Genomic DNA, 23,837 nt, shown 5'->3' with positions numbered 1-23,837 from the left:
GGTCACAAACGAGCCACGGGCGGCCTTCGCTGTGGTGGCGGCCGGCCCCTTTCCTCGTACCCGCCGCAACGGCCTGCGGGCGGGTACGAGGAGGAGGGCCGTTCGGCCCTGTCCGATCGCCCCTTGTGCGGGGCACCATGCAGGAGTTCGCACGCGTGCCGGACGAACCCAGCCAAGGAGTTGCGTAATGACCGCCAGCGACGCCCCGTCAACCGCGAAGACGCCCATCAGCGTCTTCCTCCTCGACGACCACGAAGTCGTACGCCGGGGCGTCCACGACCTGCTGGACGCCGAGCCCGACCTGACCGTGGTCGGTGAAGCGTCCACGGCCGAGCAGGCGTTGGTCCGGATCCCCGCGCTGCGCCCCCAGGTCGCGGTCCTCGACGTCCGGCTCCAGGACGGTGACGGGGTCAGCGTCTGCCGCGAACTGCGCTCGCGGATGCCGGAACTCGCCTGCCTGATGCTGACCTCGTTCGACGATGAGGAAGCGCTACTGGACGCGGTCATGGCCGGCGCGTCCGGCTACGTACTCAAGCAGATCACCGGCACCGACCTGGTCACCGCCGTGCGCACCGTCGCCGCAGGCCAGTCGATGCTCGACCCCGGAGCCGCCACCCGCCTGATGGCCAGGATGCGCGGCGACGTCCCCGCGGAGGAGCAGGTCCCCGGTCTGCCCGGATTCACCGACCGGGAGAAGGAGATCCTGGTCATGGTCAGCGAAGGGCTCACCAACCGCGAGATCGGCAAACGGCTCTACCTCTCCGAGAAGACCGTCAAGAACATCATCTCCCGGCTCTTCACCAAGCTCGGCGTCGAACGCCGCGTCCAGGCCGCGGTCATCGCCAGCCACACGCTGACTCCGCCGAGCCGGCATCCCGTACCGGCCGCCGAATAGTACGGGTGGCCAATCACCTGCTGCTCTCCCGCCGTACGCAGAGGCCGTCCCTCGTCGGCCAGCCCAAGCGTCTTCACCCGAATGCCCCGACCCGGCGAACCCCCATCGGCGAAGGGCACCCCGCGCCCTGGGCACCCGGCTCGTCCGTGCACAGCCGTCGATGGCGTACGCCATGAGGTGAACGCGGTCCCGAAGCCGGGCGCCGAGCCGTTCGGGCCGCGCTCACCGCGGCGATGGCTGTGGGCAAGGGCTTCTCGGCGCCTTGGCCCGGTCCGAGCCGACAGATCAGTCGAGTGTGTGAGGACCTCTCGAAAGATCCGGAAAACTCGAAGGTCCGCTTCTACACCGTGAACGTCGACGGGCTGGAGGAAGTCGGTGACAAGGTGGGCCTCGCGGCCGTGCCGACCTTCGTCCTCTTCAAGGGCGGGGCCCAGGTCGCTGGCTTTACTGACGTCGGCGAGTCAGGGTGAACTGTCCCGGGCGATCCGCATGCCGTCGGGCAGAGGTGGGAATAGCCCGGGTACTCATGTCCACGGAGTGAGCAACCCTGGGGGGGGAAGCATGACGGGTGACCGTCACGACGCGGCTGGCCCGGCTCGCCGCATCCGGCGCGAGAAGATGACGGCTTGGTGGGGCCGCAATGCGCTGTGGGTCGCCATAGGCGGCTTTTTGCTGATGGTGGCGGTGTGCTTCCTGATTGCGCTCACCAACGACCCCGGCGGTGGCAGGCCGTGCCCACCCGCCAAGGTCTGTGGTTTCGTCCGTTGAGCTTGCAGAACCGGTCAAGCGAACCCGACCAGGTTGCTCGGCCCCTCCGTGCCCTCGTGTCCCGGCCCAACGAGCACGTACCTCCCCGTACCGGGCGGACACCGCTCCGACTGGCTCAAGTACCGCGTGAAGCAGGTTCGAGCGGCTACTGACTTGGCTTGTCAGGGTGACGTGGGGGTGTCGAGGGTCAGGCCGGTTCCGGCTATGAAGCCGTCGAGGGTGTCGGGTCGGTACTGCAGGCGTTTGAGCCGGTTGCGTACGAGGGCCTCGGGTCGGTCGAGGGCCATGACCGCGAGGTTGGCCAGGCTGCGTTTGACGTGTGCCAGACTCACTCCACGGGGTTGAGGTTGGGCGAGTAGGCGGGAAGCGGGAACACCTTCAGCCAGGCGCGCTCGGCGATCAACTCGCACATGGCGTGGGAGACGTGGGTGTTCAAACGGTCCCAGACCAGCACCATCGGCGCCTTTACGAGCTGGTGGACGCCGTCGATCAGAGCGATGAAGTCGCGCTCGCCCATGCTGCGGCGTGTGCCTTTGCCTGCAGGGTGGGTGCGCAGGCGGTGGCACAGCCGGGTGCGTGAGTCGGGCCGCATGGCGATGAGCCCGGCCACCGACAGGCGTCCCGAGCGGCGGCCGCTGACCGTCACGACCGGGGTGCGGCCACGCCGACCCCAGGTGCGTCTTTTGGGCGGACGGCGGTCCGATGCACCATTGGGGGATTCGCTGGTGTTCGCCGGGATCAAGACCTCGACGCCCCACTTGGGCCGAGCCGGGCCGGGCCGCGGCCCAGTTCGGCTCCGGCCGGGGTGGTGTGCCGAGAGCCACGCCGCCCGGGCGCTCACGTCCTGCACCGGCGCCGTGCATACCGACGGCTTCCGAATGGGGACGGCCGATCTGTTGATCTGCAATTGAGCTGCGGCGAAGGGCCGTTTCACCCTGACCGCCATGCCTCGCCGTCCCGAACTGGCCCCCGCCTCAGCGATCGCGGCCAGTGCCCGCCCGGCCTGCGCTGAGCACCGGCTCGGCCGCCACGCCCGTTCGCTCGGCCCGCCGCCTCGACACCCGGCGCCACGCCCCCGCACCGGCCAGGAGCGCCAGCCCGTCCACCACCGCCGCGGACAGCCCCATCGCCGCGACCGTCTGCCACGAGTGCCCGTCCAGCTCCCCGCCCGGCGACGCCCACAGCCGGATCCGGTGCCCGTCCGGGTGCACCTTGTCCGCCGGGCGCACCTCGTCGAAGGTGCGTCCGCCGACCGACCAGACGTACCGGCACTCGACCTCGTCCTCCGGCCCCGCGCCCTCGTCCCAGCGCCGGCCGGTCACCCGGCAACCGCTGAGCTCGATTGTCACCGGTTCCGTCGTCCGCCCCCGCAGCTGGACCTGCTCCACCGTGCCGCCCGTGGTCACGACCCCGGTCAGCACCAATACCGTCAGTCCGCCAGCGGCCAGCGCGTCGGCCCACCGGTCCAGACCCGGCCGGAGCCCGAGCCCGACCAGCGCCGTCACCAGGCCCGCCCCGAGCAGGACGAGCGGCCAGGCCGTCCACGGCGTCCCGTCCGCCCAGTTCCACAGCAGCACGCCCGCGCCGACGCCCGCGGCCACCGACCCCCCGACCGCGACGTACCCGCCTACCTTCTGCGCCACTTCACACCCCCTTTCCCCCCGCTACCCACCCGCCCGATCCCGCAACCATGCCGCCACCGCCAGGTAGTCGTCCGCCGCCAGCCCAACCCGGGCGTCCACCCGGCGGAGCAGCGCGTCCCCGGGTGGTGCGCCTCCGCCCACGCCCGGTTGGCGTCGCCGACGCCGTCGTCGACCCACACGAAGTCCCGCCCCGCCGCGTACGCCACGAATTTCAAGGACTCGTTGGTCCGCCATCTCAAGTAGCCGTTCGCGACACCAGCGCACTCCACGGGCTCGATCTTTCCGCAGAGCTCGCGGGCTCGCGGAGGAACAAGAGGTCGCCCCTGGAGCGGGCTCGCGCCGTGACGATCAACGTCTGGCAAGCCGCCGCGAGTTCGCGGTGACCAAGGAGGCGCCGGGATGCGCCGCAAGGCGTTCGGCGACGGCGAGTCCGTCCCGCTAGGCCCGCACTTCCGCCAGCTGTTTGGCCAGCTGTTCTTCGAGTTCGTCCAGTTCCGCACGCCGCGCGGTGATCCGTTCCAGCAGCTCGGGATCCAGCATGCACCGGATCGTAGAGAGCCGTCCGGCCCCAGCGGGCAGGAACTGGGATGTGCTCGCGCTCCAGGGCTGGCAAAGGAGCCAGGGCGGCTCGTCATCAGTGTGCCCAAGGCAGGCGAACCGCCTCGATCTCGGAGTCGTTCAACAATGCGTGGATGAGGGCTGGTGAACCGGCGACCTTGGTGGCCCACAGGTCGTAGTCGGTGCACAGGACCCAGGAGCGGTCATCGGCCCAGAGATTGGAGGGGCTGAAGTCTGCTTCGGACTGGTCGTACAGGGGCTCGGCGTCGCCGAGCCGGCCCGCGCGCACATGTAGGTTGTCGAAGTCGGTGGCTCCGAGCGTCAGCGGGTTGTAGTAGGCAAGGCAGCGGGTGTCCGAGCCTGCGGGGCTGTACTGGGTGAGGGTGGCGATCAGGCGATTCCAGGTCTCCCGGTCCAGACTTCCTTCGGTTGGCGGGACCATGCTCAGTGGCCAGCTGCCCTCCTTCTTGGCCGAGGGAAAGCAGCGGTAGGAGGGCATTAGCCCGTCGGGCACTATCGGGTCGCCAGTCCGCCGGGCGAGCTCGGTCCAGCGCAGCCGCCGCCAGCCAGGGCCGGGGTGCCGGGCACGGCCCAGACCTCCCCCCGTGGCGATACTCACGGCGTCGAGGTCGAGGTCTTCGACAACGTGTGGCTGGGTACTCCCGTCGGCAAGACGTGCCTGGTGGTACTCGTCGTACGACACTTCGGTTGGTCCCTGCTCGTGCTCGTACATGGCGTTGAGCACCCACACCGCGTCAGGCATCGCCGGAGGCATGAACCCGGTGAGGCCGTCGCCACACAGCTCCAGCAGCCAGTCGGTGGCCCCAGGCGGCACGAGCGGCCACAGGCTAGACATCGGGTTCGGTTCCTCGGACATCCGCTCATGGTCCCAGGTGGAATCCGCTTTTCTGCGAGGGGCCTACATATCGATCGGCGAGGACGACGACAAGCGGGGCCTGCTGACTCGCGTGCGCCGGACGCGCCCACCGAGCTGGTAAAGGAGGCGTTCGCGTTCCACCGGGACATCGACGAAGCGTGGGAGCGCCATCAAGCCGGGCTCACCTCACCGCCGTACCGAGTGCACTGCTCGCCACTGCTCGGCGCGGACACGCCCGGGGCGTCTACGGGTCATGGGGTGACCCTGCCAGAGACGGTTGCACCGTGGCACCTGACTTGCAGCTCAGTCCGTTCGTCGCCGCTTCGTCCCCCTCTTTATGGTGTGCGGGGCCGCTGTATGCCTCGCCGGAGTCCTGGCCAGGTGACTCGAACCACCGACCGGCGGAACCTGTCACCGGCCCGCCGGCAGGCGAGCATGTGTGGCCCGGCGGCGGTCATGCGACCCGTGCCGGTCCTGACCCAGTACACGGCCGCCCGGGCCCGCCGGGGTGAACAACAGGGCCCGGTGCCCGTCATTCTCCAGACTGCGGCATGTCTCAGCGACAGGGGGAGGTGGAGCTTCGGGTGGGGGCTGTTCGCCGGTCGCGGTGCCCCCTGGGCTCGGGCAGGCCGGCGTGCTTGACTCCCATCCACGACGGGGAGCGTGGCCCGATGCCCCATCCGTTGGCGGGTGAGGGTAACCCCAGGACGGTCGGGGGGTGTACCGGATGGCCTGCGGTGCCGGGGTGCGGCGAGAGTTGGGCTCATGATCACCACGCGCAAGTTCCTGCTGGCCGCGCTGCTCGTTCCTCTCGGGGCCACGCTGGTCGTCACGCCCACCGCTTCCGCCGCCGCGTCCGCTCCGGCCGCCTCGTCGGTCTCCTCCGACGCCGCCGCGTTCCGCTCGCCCGAGGCGGCCCTTGACCGGGTGGCTCACCCGCTGCGCACCACCGAACCCCGGGGCAGCCTGGCCGATCTGCGCCCGTTCGGCGCGATGGTGGGCGACGCCAAGGTGGTGGGCGTGGGCGAGGCCACCCACAGCTCGCACGAATTCGTCACCGTCAAGCACCGCGTCTTCCGCTACCTGGTGGAGGAGAAGGGTTTTCGCACCTTCGCCTTCGAAGCCGCCTGGAGCAGCGGACTGCGGATCGACGCCTACCTGACGCGCGGAGAGGGCGACCTGAAGCAGATCATGGACGAGGAGTTCCAGGGCACCTACCGGTGGTGGAACAATGCCGAGAGCCGCGACCTGCTCCAGTGGATGCGCGCCTACAACGTCCGGCACCCCGACGACCCGGTGCACTTCGTCGGCGACGACAACGGCTTCGCCGGCCCCGGGCTGTACGACAAGGTGAACGCCTTCGCGGCCGCGTCCAGCCCCGAGCTCGCCGCGCAGATCGCCGAGCTGTACCGAGGACTGCGGCCCACCACCAGCGCCAGCACCTACGTCGACGACTACTTCTCGAAGCCGCTCGCCGACCGCAAGGAGCTCGCCGAACGGACCGGGCGGGCGGTGGACCTGCTCAAGCAGCACCCCGGCGCCGACGCCGACGCCCACGCCTGGGCCCTCCAGCACGCCACGGCGATCCACCAGATGACTACCCTGTACGCCTTCGACTGGGACGACCCCCACAACATCCCCGCCGCCATGGTCTACCGCGACCGCGTCATGGCGGACAATGTCGCCTGGTGGCAGCAGCGCACCGGCACCAAGATCATGATCTCCGCCCACAACACCCACACCGCCCTCAAGACCTACGCCCCCGCCAGCCACCCCCGCGTCCAGGGCGAATTCCTGCGCGAGCAACTGGGCACCGGCTACCTGAGCGTCGGCCTCACCTTCAACCAGGGCACGTTCAACGCCTTCAACCACGACGGCGCCCCACAACGCTTCACCGCCGCCCCCGCCGCACCCGGCACCGCCGAACACACCCTCGACAAGGTCCGCTACCGCGACTACGTCGTCGATTTGCGCAACGTCCCCTCCGCGGCCCGCACCTGGCTCGCCGAACCCCACACGATCAAGAACATCGGCGCCACCTACCCCGGCATCGCCGACGCCCCGCAGATCCGCCTCTCCCAGACCCACGACGTCCTCATCCACCTCCAGCAGGTCCAGGCCGCCCACATGCTCAACTGACCCCGGACAACTACCCGGCCCCCGGGCGTCCACGGGGCGTGGAGCGATGCTCGCCGCTGTTCGGACCGGCTCGAGCCCGTCGGCCAAGCCTGCGGTCCAGCCCGTCCAAGCGCCACGCCGCTGCGCGGCATGGCCGAGGTAACCGCTTCGGGCGGCCTGCCGCACGCCGTGGTGTCCTCACCGGGGCGGCGTGCCCAGGTCGGGCTCGCCCATCAGGGGGACGTCCCCCGTGCCGAGGTCGGTGCGCAGGCGGTGGGTGCGCACGGGATGGCGCCAGTGGCCGGCGCCGACCCGGGCGAGGTCGGCGGACGTCGGGCGTGTGGCTGCTGCCCCGCCGGGAGAACGTCTGGCCTTCCCACGGGTGCGGACGCCCCGGCGGTGCCAGCCGCCCGGCCAGGCCCGGGCCGTCTCCGGACGCAGGGCGGTGGTGCGACCGACGCAGCGCAGGCGCCCGGTCGGGTCGTAGCGGCCCAGCAACACGGTGGTCGACCCCTGCCGGGTGCCGGTGACCGCGCCGACCACCGCCTCGGGTGGTGGCGCGGACCCGCGGCCCGTGTGGTCCTTGCCCTGCTGGGCGCACGCCCGGTGGGAGCCGTGCGCGCCGGGCTCGCCGCCAGTCTTCCCGAGACGTACGCCCTGATCCTCCTCAACCCCTTGCAGGCCGCCAACGGTGCGGCCGTCGGGCTGAACGCCGCCGGACGGCCCCAGGGATCCGCCCCGCCTGTACGGAGAGCCGCCGACGGACGACGGCGGCGGCACGGTCACCGTGGTGGCACACGGACCGCGCCGCCCTACCCGGCGGGGGTCAGCCCCCGATGGGCCGGAAGATCCCGCCCGGAATGACCACCGGACGGTCGATCGCCTTGAAGCGGTACTCCATGCTCACGTCGTCGATCAGGAACGGCATCCGGTTCGCCGCGTCCTCGATCACCGTGAAGCTGAGGTTCACCTTCTGCGGAGACGAGCTGTAGAAGGCGCCGGGAAGCGTAACCGTCACCTTCTCGTAAGAACCGTCGGTTCCTGCCTTGTTCATGCGGTCGTGCAGCTCGTAGGGCGTGCCGTCCTCCGCGGTGGCCTCCACGATCAGCTGACGGAAGCCGAAGCTGCTCGCCGAAGACGCGTGGACCACGTCGCTGCGCACCCAGAACGACAGCACCGGAACCCGGTACGCCGGGACCGTGACCTGCTGCGAGATGCGGCTCATGCCGGTCAGGCCCTGGCCGCCCAGCTCCGCCTTGCCGGTGCCCGAGTGGGCCGGCCACGCGGAGGCGTTGTTGATGGGGTGCCCTGCGAAGGGGGTCACCTTCTCGTTCCAGGACGCGTTGCCGCTCTCGAAGCCGGGGTTCGCGATCTCGGACGTGCCCGCGCTGGCGCTCGGTGCGGCCATGAACGTGCCCGTGACTGCGACGGCGGTGGCGGCGGCGAGAATGCTCGCTCTCCGCGCTCTCTTTCTCATGGTTCTCCTGGCTGTTTACCGGATTCCGCACGGGACGCGCCGCAACAGCCGGGCGGCGACCCCCGTGCGCCCTTGACGGCATGTCAAGGGAGTGATGCGGCGGGCCCTGCCCGCGAGTACGGTGGTCAGCCGTCTCAACCGCGGCGCACACTGTAACGCCTCGGTGCGACAGTCGGGCCAGGAGTCCCCGCCGGGGAGGGCGACACGGCGATCCCGCTCTCCGGCGGCGGCGTGTCAACGGCCCTCACGACCGCCGCTGGGTCCCGACCACGGGCCGGATCACGACGAGCGCTGTACGACGGCCGGGGCGACTGTCTGCATCGCGGAACGGACCTGCTGTGGACCTTCCAGGGCCCCGGGGAGTACCCGGCCAAGGCACAACTGGAGGTGGTGGAGCCGACGAAGCGCACGGCGGCGGCGGAGTTCACGTACCACTGCGCCCCATAGCACCGGGCGGACTCGGCCCGCGGTCGGCCGCAGCGCCTGACGGCCGTCGGCATGGGCGGCGATGGGCGGCGATGGGCGGCGATGGGCGCAACGATGCCTGGAACCTGAGCCGTTCAGCTGCGTCAGGTCGATCTGGTATGCCTTGCCGCCCTCCGCGAGAGCCGGCCCGGAAAGCCCCAGGGTCAGGAACACAGCGGCGGGTACGGCGGCGCGTACCACGAGGCGACCAGGGCGCTTGCCAGGGAGGCTGTCGTGAGCCAGGACATTTGGCAACGCAAGGCCGATCGCGATCGCCGGAATCGCCGGGACGATCAAGGCAGCCAGGAAGACGGGCGAAGACGGCGAACCCTGCGAGCGCCGGCCCGCGCCCGGTCGGCAACTGGCTCCGGCCGGGCGTACGAGCACGCCTTGAAGCCGGATGCCCTTGTGTCGTGGCCCAGCCGGTCAGAGGCCGGCTGCCTCCTTCCCCAGGCCGAGCGGTGGCCGAACGGGGCGTGACCACACCGTGGCCTGCTGGGCGTCGGCAGGCTTATGGCATGTCGGTGCCGATGGGTACGCTGTACAGGCTTTCGGGCTCGTTCAATCAACCAGTGTCGGCATCTTGGACGATGCGCGGACCGGCCAGACTGGCACCGCGTCGACGAGTCCGGGGAAGTGGTTGATTCGCTCGTCGCCGATGGCGCTGGCGTGAGCTACCCCGACAACGCCTTCTGTGTAGTCGTTCAGGTGGCCCGCGGCGCCGACTTCGTCGCGCAACCGGGCAAGGGCCCCGTGGAGCAGCCGGTGGCGGAGCGGTCCGGCAGCTCCAGCGCCAGCCCCGGGAAGTGGACACTGGCGCGTGTTGCAACCGACTGATGTCCGGGTTGACCATGACGGTACAGATGCGGCACGGGCATCAGCGCACGGTCGCCACCGTGACTCACTTCCACAGGTAGGGAAGGGAGTCCCAGTAGCTGAGGGATTCGGTCTTCTTCGACGAACTGACGTACATCTGCGAGCCCTTAATAGCTACCCAGCTATTGTCTCCCTTTGGCCATGTGTAGATAGCGTCAACATCATCCCAACCCTCAGGAAGCCCTACGAAGACGTCTCTGATCGACCTGGTGGCGCCGTGATTCCAGTCAGTGGTGTGAACCTGGTTGCCCCTCTTGAATCCGATAGCCCCGCTCGCCCACGACCAAGCCCCATTGATTCCGCCGTTCTCCAGCCAGTCGTCAGGGAGAGAATCCCAGTAACTGAGGGATTCGACCTTATCCGACGAACTGGCAAACATGTGGACGCCTTTGATGGCTACCCACCTACTGACACTGCCCGGCCATGTGTAGATGGCGTCAACATCGTCCCAACCTTGGGGTAGACCCTCAAAGCTGTCTCGGACGTAGGCCATACGCCCTTTGCCCCAGTCGGTGGTGTGGACCTGGTTGCCCTTCTTGAATCCGACAACGCCGTTCGCCCACGTCCAAGCCCCATTGATCCCGGCCATATATTTTCTCCCTGACCCGGTTACCATCACGCGTAGCTTCTGCCAATCCGGACTTCCCGCCCCGCAAAAACTCCGCACAGCTCGGCGCACCGCGGGCTTTCCTGCTTCCGCTTTCCGCTGTGTCGCCAGATCGATGCTGCGGTTGATGCATTCCGCTAATTCCCCACGGAATCGGCAGCGGTTCCGTGTCGACATGGGGGCTCCGTCCTCGGAGGGACGGCTCCTGGGGCGGGCCAGCCAAAGCACGCCCTAATTCCATGAGAACGCCATATGCGGACCGCGGCAATCCGTGCCGCATCTAGCGGAGCGCGGCATCTACGCGAGCGGGCTCCGGTCCTAGTGACCTGAGTCGGAATGCCCAGCGGGCGGTGCTGGAGGGCTGGGTACGTCGCCGTACGCCCGCTCAGGCTTTGGCTCAGCGGTCGCGGATCGTGCTGGAGTGCGCCGGGGGCACTCGATCACGGAGGTGTCGCGTCGGCTGCGGATCGGTCGGGACACGGTCGACGAGCCGCGGCCGGGTGTCCCGCGGAAGATCACTGACGCGGATGTCGAGCGGGTCATCGTCAAGACGCTCGAGGAGACACCGAAGAACGCGACCCACTGGTCGACGAGGTCGTTGGCCGCGGCCACGGGGAGGTCGCAGTCGAGCATCTCGCGGATCTGGCGGGCGTTCGCCCTGGCCCCGCACCGGTCGCAGACGTTCAAGCTGTCGACGGACGCGCTGTTCATCGACAGGGGCCGTGACGTCGTCGGTCTCTACCTCGACCCGCCGGAAAAGGCCCTGGTCCTCTGCGTGGACGAGAAGTCGCAGATCCAGGCCCTGGACCGGTCCCAACCCGTTCTGCCGATGATGCCCGGCGTTCCCGAACGCCGCAGCCACGACTACGTCCGTGCCGGCACGACCACTCTCGGACGCCCGGCGTCTACTCGGGGCGGCCGAAGCGGTGGGCGGCCCACAGGAGGGCCAGGACGCCGATCGTCAGGAGGCCCGCCGCTTCGAGGGCGAGCGGGGGTTGGCGCCCGAACCATTCGATGCCGGCCACGGCGGCCTGCTGCGGTTCCCTGAGCCCGATGGAGCGGCGCAGCAGGTCGATGCCGTAGGCGAGCGGGTTGCAGGCCGCCAGGGTCCGTGCCCAGCCCGGCAGGTTCGCCAGGGGGAAGAAGCCGCCGGAAAGGAAGAGCAGCGGCGTCATCACCAGGCCGAGCAGCATGTGGAACATCTCGGCGCGGGCCAGGCTGACGGCCAGGGCCAGGGACATCGCGGTGATGGTGAAGGAGACCAGCACCACGCCGGCCAGGAGCAGGGCCAGCAGGAGCGGGTCGTAGGGCAGGCCCGCCAGCCCGGCGAGGAGGAGCAGCAGGGCGCCCTGGACCGCGGCGACCGCGGTGCCGCCGGCGCAGCTGCCCAGGAGCAGGGTGGAGCGGCGTACGGGTGCCATCAGCAGTTCGCGCAGGTAGCCGCTCTGCCGGTCGGTGATCAGCCGGATGCCGACCATGATGGCCGGGGTCTGGACCGTCATCATCAGCATGCCGGGGAACAGGTAGGTCTGGTAGCCGACGCCCAGGGCCGCGTCGGGGATCAGGGCGGCCAGGCCGCCTCCGAGGATCAGTAGGTAGAGCACCGGCTGGGTCAGCATCAGCGCGGTGTGGAGGCGCTGGGAGGCCAGGCGCAGCAGGTCGCGGTGGACGAGGGCGTGGACGGCGCGCAGTTCGCGGCGCAGGCGGACGAGTGGCGCGGGGTCGGGGTCGGGGGCGTAGGGGGTCTGCGGGACGTCCGGCGGCCGCACGGCGGATGTGGTCACGGGCCCTCCCCGCTCGTCGTCGTGGTGGTGTGCGTGCCGGCCTCGCCGGCCCCCGGGCGGGGGCGTGCGCCGTGGATGCTGCGGCCGGTGTGGTGGAAGAAGACGTCGTCGAGCGTCGGCGGGGTGGCGGAGGCCGCGTGCACGGGGATGCCGTGGGCCATCAGAGCCCCGCACAGGCGTGGGATCCAGGAGCTGCCGTCGGGCAGGCGCAGGGAGATCCCCTCGCCGTCCAGCGTCGTGGTGGTGCCCGGCGGCGCGGCCTTGCTCACGACTTCGCGCGCCGCCCGGTCGTCACCGGTGCGCAGCACCACCCGGTCGTCCCCGATCGCGGCCTTCAGGGCGACGGGGGTGCCCTGTGCCACCAGGCGGCCGCCGTCGATGATGGCGAGGCGGTCGCAGTTCTCGGCCTCGCCGAGGTAGTGGGTGGTGACGAAGAGCGTGATGCCCTGCCGGTCGCGCAGCGCGCGCAGGTGCTGCCAGACCTGGGCGCGGGCGTGGGGGTCGAGTCCGGTGGTGGGCTCGTCGAGGAAGAGGATCCGTGGTTCGTGCAGCAGGCCGCGGGCGAGTTCGAGGCGTCGTCTCATACCGCCGGACAGGGTGCGCACCGGGGAGTGGTTCCGGTCGGCCAGTCCGACTGCCTCGAGCGTCTCGGCTGCGCGTCGGCGGGCGTGGCGGCGGCTCAGCCCGTAGAGCCGGGCGTGGATGCGGAGGTTCTGCTCGGCCGTCAGGTCCATGTCGAGGGCGCTGTGCTGGAAGAGCATCCCGACCTGTCGCCGTACCCGGTCGGGCTGGTCGAGCACGTCGGCGCCGGCCACCGTGGCACGTCCGGCGGTGGGCCGGGCGAGGGCGCACAGCAGGGAGATGGTGGTGGACTTGCCCGCGCCGTTGGGGCCGAGGAAGGCGAAGGTCTCGCCTTGGTGCACGTCCAGGTCCAGGCCGCGCACGGCCTCGACGGCGGTGCCGTCCGGGCCCGGGTAGCTCTTGACCAGACCGCGCGTGCTGATGGCGTACGCCCCGTGCTCCGGCCGCGCGGCGTCCGGGTCGGTGGGGGCGGCGGCCAGGAGGGCGGCCCGGGCAGGAGCGTGGTCGCCGGCGTGTGGCTGCATGGTCGGGTCCTCGTCTGAGGGGTGTGGTCTGCGGACTCGGGCGGGCAACGGGTGAGCCGGGCACGGACGGGCCGTGCCCGGCTCCCGGTGGAGCGGGTGTGTGCTCCGGCCGGTGGCCACCGCCATGGGCAGGTCACCGGCCGGAGGTCCTCCGGCCCCCGTCGTTCCGTCCCCGCGCGGCACTGGCGGGCAGTACGGGGTGCTCCCCGCCGGGGTCCGCTGCTCAGCGTTCCGTCGACCTGACCGCTGTCGTAGGGCCGCCGTGCAGTGGCGGAGCCTCAGGGGCCTGTCGGCGGGTCAGGCGCAGCTGATGCCCACACAGACGGTGTTGAGCAGCGTCAGGAGACCGACACACGCGCAGGTGTCGGCGAACGGAACGCCGTCGACGCCGATCGGGTCGGTCTCGGGAAGGGCGTGCAGGTGAGCCAGCAGTTCGAGGTCGCGGTTCTCCATGACTTTCTCCTTCTCTCTGAGGTGGGCGGCAGGTTTTTCCCTGCCGCTCAGCCCGGCTGCTGGATCGTCCAGTGCCGGGAGTCTGTGTGCCGGGTCCGCAGGAGGAACGCGAGGATTCCCGCTGATCCGTCGCTCCAGCTCGTCGAGACGTCCCCGTATTCGGTGGGGAAGACGACGTGGCCGTCGCGGTGCGCCCGTTCGGCTGCGATGAGGCGGGCCAGGTCCTCGGCCATCGCGTGGTAGGAGGGGTCCCCGGTGGCCGAGGCCATGTCGAGGAGGAAGTCGCCGTTGCCCGCCAGCCCGTGGCACTGGGCGAGGGGCGCCCGCGAGGCGCGTTCGACGACGGCCCGGGCGGCGCCGCGGGCGAGTTCGGCGTGGAGTTCGTCGCCGGTGGTCCGCCACAGCCGGATGAGGAAGGATCCGATGCCCGCCGAGCCGTGGCACCAGTACGGCGCCGTGGGCACGTCGCCGGCCTGCGCCGGCCACTGGGTCGCCCCGCCGATCCGCACGGCGCCGGCCACCAGCTCCTCACCGGCTGCGACGGCCAGGTCCAGGTAGTCCCGGCGGTCCGCAACGGCGGCTGCTTCGAGCAGGAAGTATCCGATGCCGGACGTTCCGTGGGCGAAGCCGAGGTAGCGTTTGCCGGCCTCCGTGGCGACGGCCTCCGCCGGGATGGGCCAGCTCACGCCGGAGGGCCCGGGCCGCGCGGCGGCGGCCAGCCGGTCGGCGGCGGCGACGACGAGGTCGGCCAGCCGGGGGTCGCCGGTGCGGTGCCACAGGTGGGCGGCGGCCAGTCCGCTGCCCGCGTGGCCGTGGGTGATGTCGTGGCTGAGCGTCGACTCCTGCGGGGCCAGGGCCAGGGCCATCGCGTGGTCGGCGAGGCCGCGGTCGTCGACGGCGCGTGCGGCGTCGTACAGGGCCCATGCGGTCCCCCTGCCGCCGAAGTGCAGGCCGGGGCGTGTGGAGCGGGTGTCGGTCCGGTCGGCGATCCAGCGGCCCGCGGTGGATATCACTTCGGGCAGGCGCGGATCGCCGGTGAGCTCGAAGTACCGGGTGAGGACGGCCAGTACGCCGGCCGCGCCCTGCTGCACGGTACAGGGGTCTGTCTCCCCGGCCCGGGTGGACACGGGCCACAGCCGCTGCGCGTCCTTCGGGGTCATCGAGTCGAGGAGGTGCTCGACGATCCCCGCCGCCGCGGCCTCGGGTGTCGCGTCAGGCCGCGGGGCGGCGGGGCGGCGCCCGTCCGGGGCGGCGGGCGGCTGCTGCCGCGTCCCGGCCGTCCGGCGCAGGGCCGCGCGGGCCGCGTCCGGGGGCCAGCGCTCGGCGGGGTCGTCCTTCATCAGCCCGAGGATCATCTCGGGCAGGCCGTCCGGGAAGGGGAGCGCTGCCTGGGCGGCGGTGAGCCACTCGGCGAGCCGCTCGTCCGCTGACCGGTCGGCGGGTCGCTCGGGCAGCAGGGTGGGCACCTTGCCGGCAAGGACGAGGCAGAGGGTGGCGCCGAGGCTGTAGTAGTCGGCCGTCGGGGAGACGGGCGCGTCCGACAGGCGTTCGGGCGCGCTGAATCCGGGGGTCCCCACCGTCGTGGGGAGGGCCTCGTCGTCCTCCAGGACGGCCAGTTCGAGGTCGATGAGGCGCAGTTCGCCGTCGGGGCGGACCATGATGTTGCCGGGGGTGAAGTCCCTCAGGACGCAGCCGCGTGCGTGGGTCGCGGCGACGAGGTCGATCAGCCGGCTGGCCTGGGTGAGGGCGTCGGCGCGGTAGCGTTCGGCGCCGGCGTCGCGGAAGTGCTCGGCCACCCAGTTGCGCAGGGGGAGGCCTGGTATCTCCTCCTGTGCGAGGAAGAGGTGTCCGCCGTGCTCGAACATCGCGAGGAGCTCGGGGGCCAGGCCGGTGCCGGCCAGTTTCTCCAGCGTCCGCGCCTCGGCGCGCAGCCAGTCGCGTACGTCGGCGCCCGAGGCGTCGGCCTCCACGTGCGGGCGGGCCTCCTTGATGACCACCGGTGCGCCCGTGGTGACGTCCGTGCCCCGGTAGACGCCGCCCTTGTTGGTGTGGCGGATCGCCTCGCGGACCGAGAAGCGGCCGCCGAGCAGGACCGGGGCCGTCGGCGCCTGCTGCTTCTGCGGCGGGACCGGCACCGATGCGGGGAAGGGGCTGACCGCCCAGGACGGGGGTGCGTACTGGCCGGTGCGCACGTCCTCGACGGGGTTGCCGTCGGGGTCCTCGAAGTACCAGACCAGCAGTCCCTCGTCGGAGAGCCGCCGCCGGCCGACGAAGGCGCCGTAGCGGTAGTGGACCAGGCTGTTCACGGCGTAGGGCTGGTCGGAGAGGATACGGGGGCCGGCCAGCCCCGCCGTGGCGGTGTGCAGTTCCTGCGCGAGGCGGGCCGCGTCGGCGTCGGAGCGGGGGTAGACGGTGATGAACTTGCCCGAGCTCCCCCGGGGTGTGGCGCGGGAGTTGAGCGCGCTCACCTGGTCCAGGGACCGGGCGAACTTGAACGCCGACTCGTCCCGCAGCAGGACGCCCAGCGCCTTGGCGAGGACCACCGGCGCGGAGGCAAACGTTGCCGACACATGCAGTTTCCAGCCCTGCTTGGGGAGGTCGGCGGACTCGGGCGTGAGGCGGCACCACATCTCGTCCGTGTCGGTGGTCCACCGCGTGTCCGCACCGGTGGATTCCAGTGCCCGCCGGAGGAGTTCTTCGAGGTCGACTTCGGTTGCGTGGCTCGTCATGCCCGTCCCTCTCAACGGCGAGGACCGCTGGTTGGAATATGCCTTCGGTAAGGAGAAACGTACAACCGGGGCCCGGTTCGCGTCACTTGATTCGACGGGCGCACGGTGTTGCTGCAAGGCCGGGTGGTGTCAACCGGCGCAGAAAGGAAGTGCGGGAATGGTGCGCGCGGTGGTATTGCTCCGGGCGCCCGTTCAGCGCTGAAACAGATGGAACCACAAGGGACTACAGGGAATGGAATCAGCCCGGGTCGATGCGCCCGGAACCCCGCGCGGCGCCTGCGTCCCGTCCAGGGACGACCGGGGGGAGCGCGGTGCGGACCTGGGGCGGAGGCCTCTGAATGTCACGGTGACCAGGACGTTCTTGGCTTCAGTGCCAGTCAGCCTCGATTCCGATGGGGGTTCCGGGTCCATGCGAGCGGGTCGCGGTTCGGTTCGACCCGGTTCGCGGGGGACGTTATCAACGCCTCGCTTACGGCCCATAGCTTTGCCGCTGCGCGGGCTGCGGTGAAGGGTTCGATTGCGCCATGCGGCCAACCAGCTACGGAGAGCGATCCGGCGTCCTTTCACGATTCGCGATCACATATCCGAGCTGCGCATGTGCGTAATAATTGAAGAATTAACGAACCATGTGGGCGCTCCGAAGACGACTCAATCCTGCGAGTGGGCCGCTGAGAGAACGCTCGGAAATGCGATGACTTATGGGACTGGTGGTGAGGCAGTGGTGTGCAATGCCTCGGCTGGCTGCTGGGACCGCGCGGTGGGCGCGCCGGACGGCGCGCACCACGACCGCTGCGCCGCCGGCTGGCGGCTCCCTCCCCGCGCCCGGTCCCCGGCGTACCGTAACCGCAAAGCCATCAGCGCGAGTCACGCTGGCAACGCCTGGACGCCGCCCCGCGTCCCGGCGACGTCGCCGGGCGGCTGCACCAAGAGCGACCGGGCAGCCGAGTTGCTGGGGTGGACGCCGAAGCTGTCCTTGGAGGACGGCATCCGGTCCGCCCTGGAGTGGATTCCCGTACGCGACAAACTCCTGAAGGACTGACTTCGCCTCCCACCCCCTTCATCCCTCCCGGCTGTCCGGCGGGGGGAAGTGGAGGCGGGTTTCGAGGTCGAGCAGGTGGCCCCTGGGCGGGAGCAAGCCATGCCGTGGCGCGGCGCCGCGTACGTCGTCCCGTGCTGGACCATCCCGTCGGCCCGGCGGTCCGAGGCGGTGCCCGCGGCCGGGCCTGCCAGTCCACCCCGATCCGCAGGCCGCCCGAGCCTGAGCGGAACCGTTCGGCAAGCCGGCCTCGCCGAGCACCCCGAGCGGGCCGCACGGGGTGCGGTCAGCCGGGACAAGGTTGCCTCGAAATCTCCGCGGCCGTCAGGGCGGCCAGAGCGTCGGCTTACTCGTCGGTGGAGCAGCCCGACAAGCAGTCCACACCGGCCAGGTCCTCGGCCAGGACGAGAACGCGGGTCTTGAAGCGGGAACCCGCGCGGCGCCGTCGGCTCCCGCAACCACCAGCGAGGCGACCGTCGGCCCTACGGGTACGCCGATCTCGTCCGGGCCGAAAGCCAGCACCTGCAGGCCGTAAAAGCGCACCGCGCCCCGGCGGCGGACCCACCGGGTGGGCGATCCCCACTTCGCCGCCGGCCACGTCGACGACCTTGCCCCGGACGGATCCCAAGGTCGACTGGGCGCAGCTGTCCTCCGTCGGCAATGGTCTGGCGCTCCCCCGCTCGCCGGACTCCAGGCGCAGCCGGCCTGAACTCCGCGGCCCGGCCCTGATGGAGAGCCGCACCGACACCTCCGGCCACGGAGTACGTTCGGAAGTAGGGGGTGCGGCCCTGGCCACCGCGGCCGCGACGGGGGCCGCACCCCGACAGCACGACAGCACGACAGCACGACAGCACGACAGCATCCCGCCCGGCGTGCCTCACTCGGAGCCCGGTTCCACTCCCTCGTGCGGGTGGGCGTGAAGTCGCCGGCGAACCGCCTCGGTTCCCCCTCGTCGCAGCGGTCAAGACGCGGATCGACGAGCAGCACATCGCGGAGCCCGGCCTGGTAGTGAAGGACGATGCCCGTCTCGACCTGACGGACGTGTTCGTCTTTCCCGCTGCGGAGAGCGGACACACTGTCCTGATCATGAGCGTGAACCCGTTCGCGCCCACCCAAGGCGAGGCGTCCACCCGGACGCCGTGTAACGGATCACCGTGGACACCGGCGGGGACAACCGCGCCGACTTGGCGTTCAGCTTCGTCTTCTCCGAACCCGACAGCGGCCGGCAGACCGTTACCGTCCACCGGGCCGCCGGAGACCAGGCACGCGGGCACGCGGCCGGCGGACAGGCCGTCGTCTCCGACGCGGCGGTCGCGTTCGGAGCGGAGCCGAACATCGCGGAGTCCGGCGGCTACGCTTCTCCGCGCGCCTGCGCAGCGACCCGTTCTTCGCGCTCTTGATGCCGATCATCCTTGGGGGAGACGACCCCGAAGGGAATGGCTGGGCGGGCAGGTCCGCCCGGTCCGGCGGGGCGTCAGCTCCGGGCGAGGGTGGGTGTTCGGTCTGCTTCGGGGTGAGGCGAGGGGGAGGAGCGGGGGCCGGTCTCCTGCGGTGTAGCCTCGGTGGCGGGTGACATCGATGTCATGGGGGTGGCGCCGGCCGTCTCAGGGCCGTCGGGCCCGAGCAGCCCGTGTTGGTGTGCGAGGTAGCCGAGCTGGAAGCGGCTCGTCGCGCCCAGTTGACGCATGATGGCGGAAACGTGCCGTTGGCAGGTGCGCACGGAGATGCCGAGGGCGCGCGCCGTGGCGCGGTCGTCGTCGCCCTGCACCAGGTGCTGCAGGATGGATCGTTTCGCCTGGTCGGCCACGTCCTGGATGAAGGCCTTCTCGCGGGGTTTGCTGAGGGGTTCGCCGGTGGCCCAGAGCAGTTCGATCATCTCGGCGGCGAACGCGACCAGGTCCGGGCTGCGGACGAGCAGCGCTCCGCCCGTCGCGTCCTGGAGGGGCAGGACGAGCAGGGTCCGGTCGAACACCAGGCAGCGGATCAGGCCGCCGGAGACCGTTCTGGCCTCGGCTCCGAGGTCCGCCATCTCCGCCTCGTGCCGCACGGTCGGCGGGTCGAACCGGGCCGAGTGCTGGTACAGCGTGCGGACGTGGACGCCCCGGGCCAGCAGGCGCGGGGTCCGCTCGCCCGCGAGGCGCAGGGCATCCGCCGGCCGGGGGCCGCCGGGCTGGGCACTGAGCACCTCTCGGCTGCATGCAGCGGTCTGCCGGTCGAGGATGCGCTGCAGTTCGGCCGGGGACTCGATCCGTTCCAAGGGCGGGCCTTGGAGGGTGCGCTGGCGGGCGGCGTGCACGATGGCGAGCTCCGCCAACTGCCCCCGCATGCGCAGTAGGTCGAGCTGGGCGCCCTGGACGCGTTCCTCCCAGCGTTTGAGCAGCTTCTCCGACACGTCGGTGGGGTTGGCTGCTGCGAAGCAGTCGGCGCCTACCTGCTGGACGAGGCCCGCGGCGAGGAGGGCTTCGAGCGTGCGGGCGCAGGTGTCGGAGTTCGCACCGAAGAGTAATTCGCTCCCGCGGAGGGGGCCGTGTTCAGCGAACTTGCGGTAGAGGGCCATCTCCTCGGCGGTGAGTTCCCTGGGTCGGTCACGGTCGTGCGGGCGCTGCAATGCGGCTGTTTCCATGTCGCTGCTCTTTCGTTCGCATCCGTCGCGACCGCGATGCTAGAAGACGTTCCACCCCTCGTGGGGAGCCGGGAACGTGCATCGGACACGTTTCTGGGGCGGGTGGGGGCGCCGGCGCATGCCTCGAATCCCGCCCGGGGCGGGGGTTTTGGGGCACGGGCGTGGGACTCGCGGACGGACGGTAGGGCTCCGGATATTTGGCCGGACCTGCACCGAAAGCGGCTGAAAGTTTCTGCAAGCACTTGCTGTCGTCTTTCCGACAGACCGGAAGACGACGGTCGAAGCCGGTTGGCGCCGGCGGCCCGCTCACGGATGCTGAACGGGGCGCGCCGATGCCGGAGGGCGCGCCGCACCACAGGAAGGCGCACCGATGTGAAGCACAGACCACCGGTCGTACGGTTCAGCCGTTCGCCGGATGGACCACCTCGACCCCCTGCTCCCTCAGCCCTTCGACCGCGGGCGAGTCGGCGGGGGCGTCCGTGACGACGAGGGCGATCTCCTCCATCGAGCAGATGCGGCCCAGCGCGGTGCGGCCGATCTTGTCCGCGGTGGCCACCAGGATCACCCGTTGCGCCGCGGCCACCGCGGCCCGCTTCACCTGCACGTCGTCGAGGTTGTAGGCGGTGGCGCCCTGCACGGGGTCGACGCCGCAACAGCCCAGGACGAACGTGTCGAAGCACAGGTCCTTGAAGGTCTGCACGGGGGCGTGACCGTAGAACGACAGCTCCTCCGGCCGCACTTGGCCGCCGGGCATCACCAGGTGGATGCCGGAATGCGCGGAGAGGGCGAAGGCGGCGTGCAGGGACAGGGGGGTGACGGTGAACTGGCGGCCGGCCATCGCCTTGGCGACGGCGACGGCGGTGGTGCCGGTGTCCAGGGCGACGGTCTCGCCGTCGGTGAGCAGGTCGACCACGGTGCGGGCGAGCCGTTCCTTGGCCTGCGCACCGGACATGGCGCGGATGGCGTAGGGCGGCTCGACGCCTCCGGGCAGGCTGCTGACGGCGCCGCCGCGCACCCTTCGCAGGGCACCCCGGGACTCCAGCACCTCCAGGTCCCTCCGGATGGTCATCTCGGACGCCCCGGTCGCCTGGGCCAGCTCGGCCACGGTCGCGCGATTGTGCTCCATGAGCAGCCCCACGACGAACTTGTGCCTCTCCATCACGTTCATGTGTCTGCTTTTAGCACAGAAGGAGCATGGCGGCGGCCCCGATGTTCATTTCGATCATTCGAGCTGTTGTAACGAACATGCAGCATGAGTAGTGTGAGCGGAGCAGTGTGAATCACAGGCTTCTATGAACACTGAACATGTTCATTCGACTACGGACGACGAGGAGAGCGATGTCCGCCACCCGTGGGGCCGACCTGCCGGAAGCAGGAAGGCCCCTCCTCACCACCGTTGCGATCGTCGCCTCGTGCGCGGCGTTCGTGGTGATCGGCGCCCTTCAGGCGCTCTACGGACCGGCGATCCCGGCGCTGCGCGAGGAGTACGGCATCAGCCCCGCCGTGGCCGGGCTCAGCCTCAGCGCCCACTTCGTCGGCGCGCTGGTCGGCGTGCTGGTCTACCACCTGCTGCGGGGCCGCCTGAACAACCGGGTGCTGCTCGGCGGCTCCTACGTGCTCATGGCCGCCGGCGCAGCCGTCTTCGCCCTCTCCCCCGACTGGGCCCTGGCCCTGGCCGGCACGTTCGTCATCGGCCTGGGCTTCGGCGGCATCGACTACGGCCTCAACCAGCTCTTCGCCGTCGGCTTCGGCCGGCGCAGCACCGCCATGCTCAACCTGCTCAACGGGCACTTCGGCGTCGGCGCCATCGCCGGCCCGGCCCTGATCGGCTGGCTCGGTGCGGAGGACTACCCGCAGATCTTCCTCGGCATCGGCGTGGTCAGCCTGCTGATCCTGCTCACCCTGGGCGGAGTGGCCGCCCGCGAGCCCCGGCCGGCCCCGGCCGAGGGCGGATCGACGGGCGGCGCCCGGGTACTCCCGATCATCGCGGTCTTCATCGGCATCTACGTGCTGCACGTCGCCATCGAGACCGGTGTCGGCGGCTGGGAGCCCACGCACCTCGAGGCCGTCGGCTACGGCGCCGCCACCGCCGCCACCGCGACCTCCGCCTACTGGGCGGCCATGACCGTCGGCCGGTTCGTCGTCGCGCCGCTCAGTCTGCGCTGGTCCGCGCCGTCCATCCTGATCGTCTGCTGTGCGGGCATGGCCGGCTTCCTGCTCCTGGCGACGGTCCCGGCCCTCGCCCCGTACGCGTACTTCGGCGTCGGCCTGATGATCGCGCCGATCTTCCCGACCTGCCTGCCCTGGCTGAACCGCGCCGTACCCGGCGTGGCCGCGGCCGGTGCCTACGTGATCGCCGCGTCGATGATCGGCGGCGTGGCCTTCCCGCCGCTGCTGGGCGCCGTCATCGACACGATGGTGGTCAAGACGGTGCCCCTGGTGCTCTTCGCGCTCGCCGTGGCGTGCGGCGTCCTGAGTCTGTGGCTGCGGCGCAACGCCCCCGATCCCGGCGGGCTGGACGGCCCCCGCGAGAGCGGCCGTACGGACGCCGTCGCCACCCCCTGAAACCTTCCGATAGGACGAGGAACATGAAGAAGACGAGGAAGTCCGCACCGTGAAAGCCGTTCTCTTCGACCTGTTCGGTGTCATCGCCCGGACCCAGTCGGCCGCGTCCCAGCGCGTACTGGAACGCACGGCAGGCGCCGACCCCGACCGCTTCTGGGAGGCGTACTGGTCGCAGCGCGCCCCCTACGACCGCGGGGAACTGACCGGCCCCGCCTACTGGCAGAAGGTCTTCGCACAACTGGGCATCCCGCTCGGCGACCGCCTGACCTCGGACCTGGTCGCCGCCGACCTCGACAGCTGGAGCGAGGTCGACCAGCGCACCGTGGACCTGCTCGGCCTCCTCGCCGACCGCGGGACCGTCCTCGGACTCCTCTCCAACATCCCCGAGGAACTCGCCGCCCGGTACGAGGCCACCCAGCCCTGGCTGGAGAGGTTCACGGTACGCGGCCTCTCCTGCCGGATCGGCAGCGCCAAGCCCGAGCCGGCCGCCTACCAGTGGTGCATCCGCGCACTCGGACTGCCGCCCGAGGAGATCCTGTTCGTCGACGACCGGGCCGACAACGTGCGGGCCGCACGCGAACTCGGCCTCCAAGGACACGTGTTCACCTCTCCGGAGGAGCTACGGGCCCTACTGGAGGCCGTGTCGCCATGACGGCGGCTCCCCGGCTCTACGCCCTGTGCGCCCTCGCGGACGGCTGCTTTCCGCCCGCGCACCGGGAGGTCGAGACCGGCCGGGGCCTCGTCGGCGCGCTGCTGGTCCAGGGCGCGCTGGCGGGCCGGCTGGAACTGCACCGCGACCGCGTCCGGCCGACCCGGCACGGCCCCGCGCACGACCCGCTGCTGGAAGCGTTCCTGACGCGTCTGTGCACCTCCCGCCGTGACCGGACGCCGGCCGGCTGGGCACGCCGCCTGGGCCCCTGGGCGCTGGCCGCGGTCCGCCCCGGCGTTGCTCCCGCAGGCCGGCCGGTACCCGGCGACCGTCTCGGCATGCAGCCCGCGGAGGCCCTGCGCAGGGTGCGTTCAGCCCTCCGGGAACCCGACGCGGCCGCGCCGACCGCGGTCGCCGTCGGCGCCCTGCTCGCGGCCTCCGGGCTGCACCACCTCCTGCTGCCCGGTACGACCCGGGCCGAGGCCCACCGCCGTACCGCCCGGGCCGTGGGCGCGCTGGGACCCGCCGGTGTGCCCGCGGCCCGGGCGGCGGCCGCGGTGTCCGACTCCCTCGAAGGGTCGGCCGCCGCCCTGGCCTTTCCCGGATAG

20 protein-coding genes and 4 pseudogenes are annotated in these 23,837 nt (G+C 71.0%); 10 read left to right on the top strand and 14 right to left on the bottom strand.

What is annotated here, in order from left to right; all coding sequences use genetic code 11:
• The first annotated feature begins 187 nt into the window (after positions 1-187).
• From AB0953_RS32025 to AB0953_RS32015, 3 genes are all read left to right on the top strand, one after another.
• Positions 188-895, top strand: a complete 708-nt coding sequence (locus tag AB0953_RS32025; RefSeq protein WP_366863088.1) for a response regulator transcription factor — start codon at positions 188-190, stop codon at positions 893-895.
• Positions 896-1,128: 233 nt separating this feature from the next.
• Positions 1,129-1,365 carry a thioredoxin family protein gene (locus AB0953_RS32020; protein ID WP_366863087.1) on the top strand — a complete coding sequence of 79 codons (237 nt, stop codon included), beginning with the start codon at positions 1,129-1,131 and terminating at the stop codon, positions 1,363-1,365.
• A gap of 91 nt (positions 1,366-1,456) precedes the next feature.
• Positions 1,457-1,663: a hypothetical protein gene (locus AB0953_RS32015; RefSeq protein ID WP_366863086.1), complete on the top strand. Its 207-nt coding sequence runs from the start codon at positions 1,457-1,459 to the stop codon at positions 1,661-1,663.
• A gap of 161 nt (positions 1,664-1,824) precedes the next feature.
• On the opposite strand, the pseudogene AB0953_RS32010 reads toward AB0953_RS32015, so the two are convergent.
• From AB0953_RS32010 to AB0953_RS31995, 4 genes and pseudogenes are all read right to left on the bottom strand, one after another.
• Positions 1,825-2,309, bottom strand: a pseudogene (locus AB0953_RS32010) (transposase).
• A gap of 328 nt (positions 2,310-2,637) precedes the next feature.
• Entirely contained in the window at positions 2,638-3,306 is a 669-nt protein-coding gene (locus tag AB0953_RS32005; RefSeq protein WP_366863085.1) for a hypothetical protein, read from the bottom strand.
• Between the two features lie 21 nt (positions 3,307-3,327).
• Positions 3,328-3,512 (bottom strand): annotated as a pseudogene (locus tag AB0953_RS32000) (hypothetical protein); the annotation flags it as partial.
• A gap of 428 nt (positions 3,513-3,940) precedes the next feature.
• Positions 3,941-4,741, bottom strand: a complete 801-nt coding sequence (locus tag AB0953_RS31995) for a hypothetical protein (protein ID WP_366863084.1) — start codon at positions 4,739-4,741, stop codon at positions 3,941-3,943.
• 765 nt (positions 4,742-5,506) lie between these two features.
• Between AB0953_RS31995 and AB0953_RS31990 the strand changes: the two genes are divergently transcribed.
• Entirely contained in the window at positions 5,507-6,880 is a 1,374-nt protein-coding gene (locus AB0953_RS31990; RefSeq protein ID WP_366863083.1) for an erythromycin esterase family protein, read from the top strand.
• Between the two features lie 177 nt (positions 6,881-7,057).
• Here AB0953_RS31990 and AB0953_RS31985 read toward each other — a convergent pair whose 3' ends face one another.
• Positions 7,058-7,402 carry a hypothetical protein gene (locus AB0953_RS31985; protein ID WP_366863094.1) on the bottom strand — a complete coding sequence of 115 codons (345 nt, stop codon included), beginning with the start codon at positions 7,400-7,402 and terminating at the stop codon, positions 7,058-7,060.
• Positions 7,403-7,426: 24 nt separating this feature from the next.
• Here AB0953_RS31985 and AB0953_RS31980 point away from each other — a divergent pair.
• Positions 7,427-7,546, top strand: a pseudogene (locus AB0953_RS31980) (DUF2267 domain-containing protein); the annotation flags it as partial.
• A 139-nt stretch (positions 7,547-7,685) separates the two neighbouring features.
• Here AB0953_RS31980 and AB0953_RS31975 read toward each other — a convergent pair.
• The 3 genes from AB0953_RS31975 to AB0953_RS31965 all read right to left on the bottom strand — a co-directional run bounded on the left by AB0953_RS31975 (position 7,686) and on the right by AB0953_RS31965 (position 10,266).
• Positions 7,686-8,336 (bottom strand): hypothetical protein, encoded by a 651-nt coding sequence (locus AB0953_RS31975; RefSeq protein WP_366863082.1) that lies wholly within the window; start codon positions 8,334-8,336, stop codon positions 7,686-7,688.
• Between the two features lie 1,026 nt (positions 8,337-9,362).
• Positions 9,363-9,539 (bottom strand): hypothetical protein, encoded by a 177-nt coding sequence (locus tag AB0953_RS31970; protein ID WP_366863081.1) that lies wholly within the window; start codon positions 9,537-9,539, stop codon positions 9,363-9,365.
• A 163-nt stretch (positions 9,540-9,702) separates the two neighbouring features.
• Positions 9,703-10,266, bottom strand: coding sequence for a hypothetical protein (locus AB0953_RS31965; RefSeq protein ID WP_366863080.1), 564 nt, complete (start codon positions 10,264-10,266; stop codon positions 9,703-9,705).
• A gap of 344 nt (positions 10,267-10,610) precedes the next feature.
• Here AB0953_RS31965 and AB0953_RS31960 point away from each other — a divergent pair.
• Positions 10,611-11,176 (top strand): annotated as a pseudogene (locus tag AB0953_RS31960) (IS630 family transposase); the annotation flags it as partial.
• A 13-nt stretch (positions 11,177-11,189) separates the two neighbouring features.
• Here the strand turns inward: AB0953_RS31960 and AB0953_RS31955 are convergent.
• The 4 genes from AB0953_RS31955 to lanL all read right to left on the bottom strand — a co-directional run bounded on the left by AB0953_RS31955 (position 11,190) and on the right by lanL (position 16,356).
• Positions 11,190-11,987: an ABC transporter permease gene (locus AB0953_RS31955; protein ID WP_366863092.1), complete on the bottom strand. Its 798-nt coding sequence runs from the start codon at positions 11,985-11,987 to the stop codon at positions 11,190-11,192.
• A gap of 77 nt (positions 11,988-12,064) precedes the next feature.
• Positions 12,065-13,174 (bottom strand): ATP-binding cassette domain-containing protein, encoded by a 1,110-nt coding sequence (locus AB0953_RS31950; RefSeq protein ID WP_366863079.1) that lies wholly within the window; start codon positions 13,172-13,174, stop codon positions 12,065-12,067.
• 297 nt (positions 13,175-13,471) lie between these two features.
• The gene (locus tag AB0953_RS31945; protein ID WP_198959863.1) at positions 13,472-13,627 is read right to left on the bottom strand and encodes a VenA family class IV lanthipeptide; all 156 of its coding nucleotides are present in this window, start codon (positions 13,625-13,627) and stop codon (positions 13,472-13,474) included.
• A 47-nt stretch (positions 13,628-13,674) separates the two neighbouring features.
• The gene (gene lanL / locus AB0953_RS31940) at positions 13,675-16,356 is read right to left on the bottom strand and encodes a class IV lanthionine synthetase LanL (RefSeq protein ID WP_366863078.1); all 2,682 of its coding nucleotides are present in this window, start codon (positions 16,354-16,356) and stop codon (positions 13,675-13,677) included.
• A 2,190-nt stretch (positions 16,357-18,546) separates the two neighbouring features.
• On the opposite strand from lanL, the gene AB0953_RS31935 reads away from it, so the two are divergent.
• Positions 18,547-18,792: a hypothetical protein gene (locus tag AB0953_RS31935; protein ID WP_366863077.1), complete on the top strand. Its 246-nt coding sequence runs from the start codon at positions 18,547-18,549 to the stop codon at positions 18,790-18,792.
• Between the two features lie 74 nt (positions 18,793-18,866).
• Here AB0953_RS31935 and AB0953_RS31930 read toward each other — a convergent pair whose 3' ends face one another.
• Positions 18,867-20,015 carry a LuxR C-terminal-related transcriptional regulator gene (locus AB0953_RS31930; RefSeq protein ID WP_366863076.1) on the bottom strand — a complete coding sequence of 383 codons (1,149 nt, stop codon included), beginning with the start codon at positions 20,013-20,015 and terminating at the stop codon, positions 18,867-18,869.
• Positions 20,016-20,415: 400 nt separating this feature from the next.
• Positions 20,416-21,183, bottom strand: a complete 768-nt coding sequence (locus tag AB0953_RS31925) for a DeoR/GlpR family DNA-binding transcription regulator (protein ID WP_366863075.1) — start codon at positions 21,181-21,183, stop codon at positions 20,416-20,418.
• Positions 21,184-21,353: 170 nt separating this feature from the next.
• On the opposite strand from AB0953_RS31925, the gene AB0953_RS31920 reads away from it, so the two are divergent.
• From AB0953_RS31920 to AB0953_RS31910, 3 genes are read left to right on the top strand one after another with little or no spacing between them, the layout of a single operon-like run.
• Positions 21,354-22,580 carry an MFS transporter gene (locus AB0953_RS31920; RefSeq protein ID WP_366863074.1) on the top strand — a complete coding sequence of 409 codons (1,227 nt, stop codon included), beginning with the start codon at positions 21,354-21,356 and terminating at the stop codon, positions 22,578-22,580.
• A gap of 49 nt (positions 22,581-22,629) precedes the next feature.
• Positions 22,630-23,232 (top strand): HAD family phosphatase, encoded by a 603-nt coding sequence (locus tag AB0953_RS31915; protein WP_366863073.1) that lies wholly within the window; start codon positions 22,630-22,632, stop codon positions 23,230-23,232.
• Positions 23,229-23,837 carry a GPP34 family phosphoprotein gene (locus AB0953_RS31910; RefSeq protein ID WP_366863072.1) on the top strand — a complete coding sequence of 203 codons (609 nt, stop codon included), beginning with the start codon at positions 23,229-23,231 and terminating at the stop codon, positions 23,835-23,837. Before AB0953_RS31915 ends, AB0953_RS31910 begins: the two co-directional genes overlap by 4 nt.

The organism is Streptomyces sp. NPDC046866 (assembly GCF_040704625.1).
Lineage (GTDB): Bacteria > Actinomycetota > Actinomycetes > Streptomycetales > Streptomycetaceae > Streptomyces.
This window is presented reverse-complemented; position numbering and strand designations above follow the sequence as displayed.

Coding starts and splice junctions, on each gene's coding strand:
- AB0953_RS32025 (WP_366863088.1), top strand. CDS start 188: ATGACCGCCAGCGACGCCCCGTCAACCGCGAAGACGCCCATCAGCGTC.
- AB0953_RS32020 (WP_366863087.1), top strand. CDS start 1,129: ATGGCTGTGGGCAAGGGCTTCTCGGCGCCTTGGCCCGGTCCGAGCCGA.
- AB0953_RS32015 (WP_366863086.1), top strand. CDS start 1,457: ATGACGGGTGACCGTCACGACGCGGCTGGCCCGGCTCGCCGCATCCGG.
- AB0953_RS31995 (WP_366863084.1), bottom strand. CDS start 4,741: ATGTCCGAGGAACCGAACCCGATGTCTAGCCTGTGGCCGCTCGTGCCG.
- AB0953_RS31990 (WP_366863083.1), top strand. CDS start 5,507: ATGATCACCACGCGCAAGTTCCTGCTGGCCGCGCTGCTCGTTCCTCTC.
- AB0953_RS31975 (WP_366863082.1), bottom strand. CDS start 8,336: ATGAGAAAGAGAGCGCGGAGAGCGAGCATTCTCGCCGCCGCCACCGCC.
- AB0953_RS31965 (WP_366863080.1), bottom strand. CDS start 10,266: ATGGCCGGGATCAATGGGGCTTGGACGTGGGCGAACGGCGTTGTCGGA.
- AB0953_RS31950 (WP_366863079.1), bottom strand. CDS start 13,174: ATGCAGCCACACGCCGGCGACCACGCTCCTGCCCGGGCCGCCCTCCTG.
- AB0953_RS31945 (WP_198959863.1), bottom strand. CDS start 13,627: ATGGAGAACCGCGACCTCGAACTGCTGGCTCACCTGCACGCCCTTCCC.
- lanL (WP_366863078.1), bottom strand. CDS start 16,356: ATGACGAGCCACGCAACCGAAGTCGACCTCGAAGAACTCCTCCGGCGG.
- AB0953_RS31930 (WP_366863076.1), bottom strand. CDS start 20,015: ATGGAAACAGCCGCATTGCAGCGCCCGCACGACCGTGACCGACCCAGG.
- AB0953_RS31925 (WP_366863075.1), bottom strand. CDS start 21,183: ATGAACGTGATGGAGAGGCACAAGTTCGTCGTGGGGCTGCTCATGGAG.
- AB0953_RS31920 (WP_366863074.1), top strand. CDS start 21,354: ATGTCCGCCACCCGTGGGGCCGACCTGCCGGAAGCAGGAAGGCCCCTC.
- AB0953_RS31910 (WP_366863072.1), top strand. CDS start 23,229: ATGACGGCGGCTCCCCGGCTCTACGCCCTGTGCGCCCTCGCGGACGGC.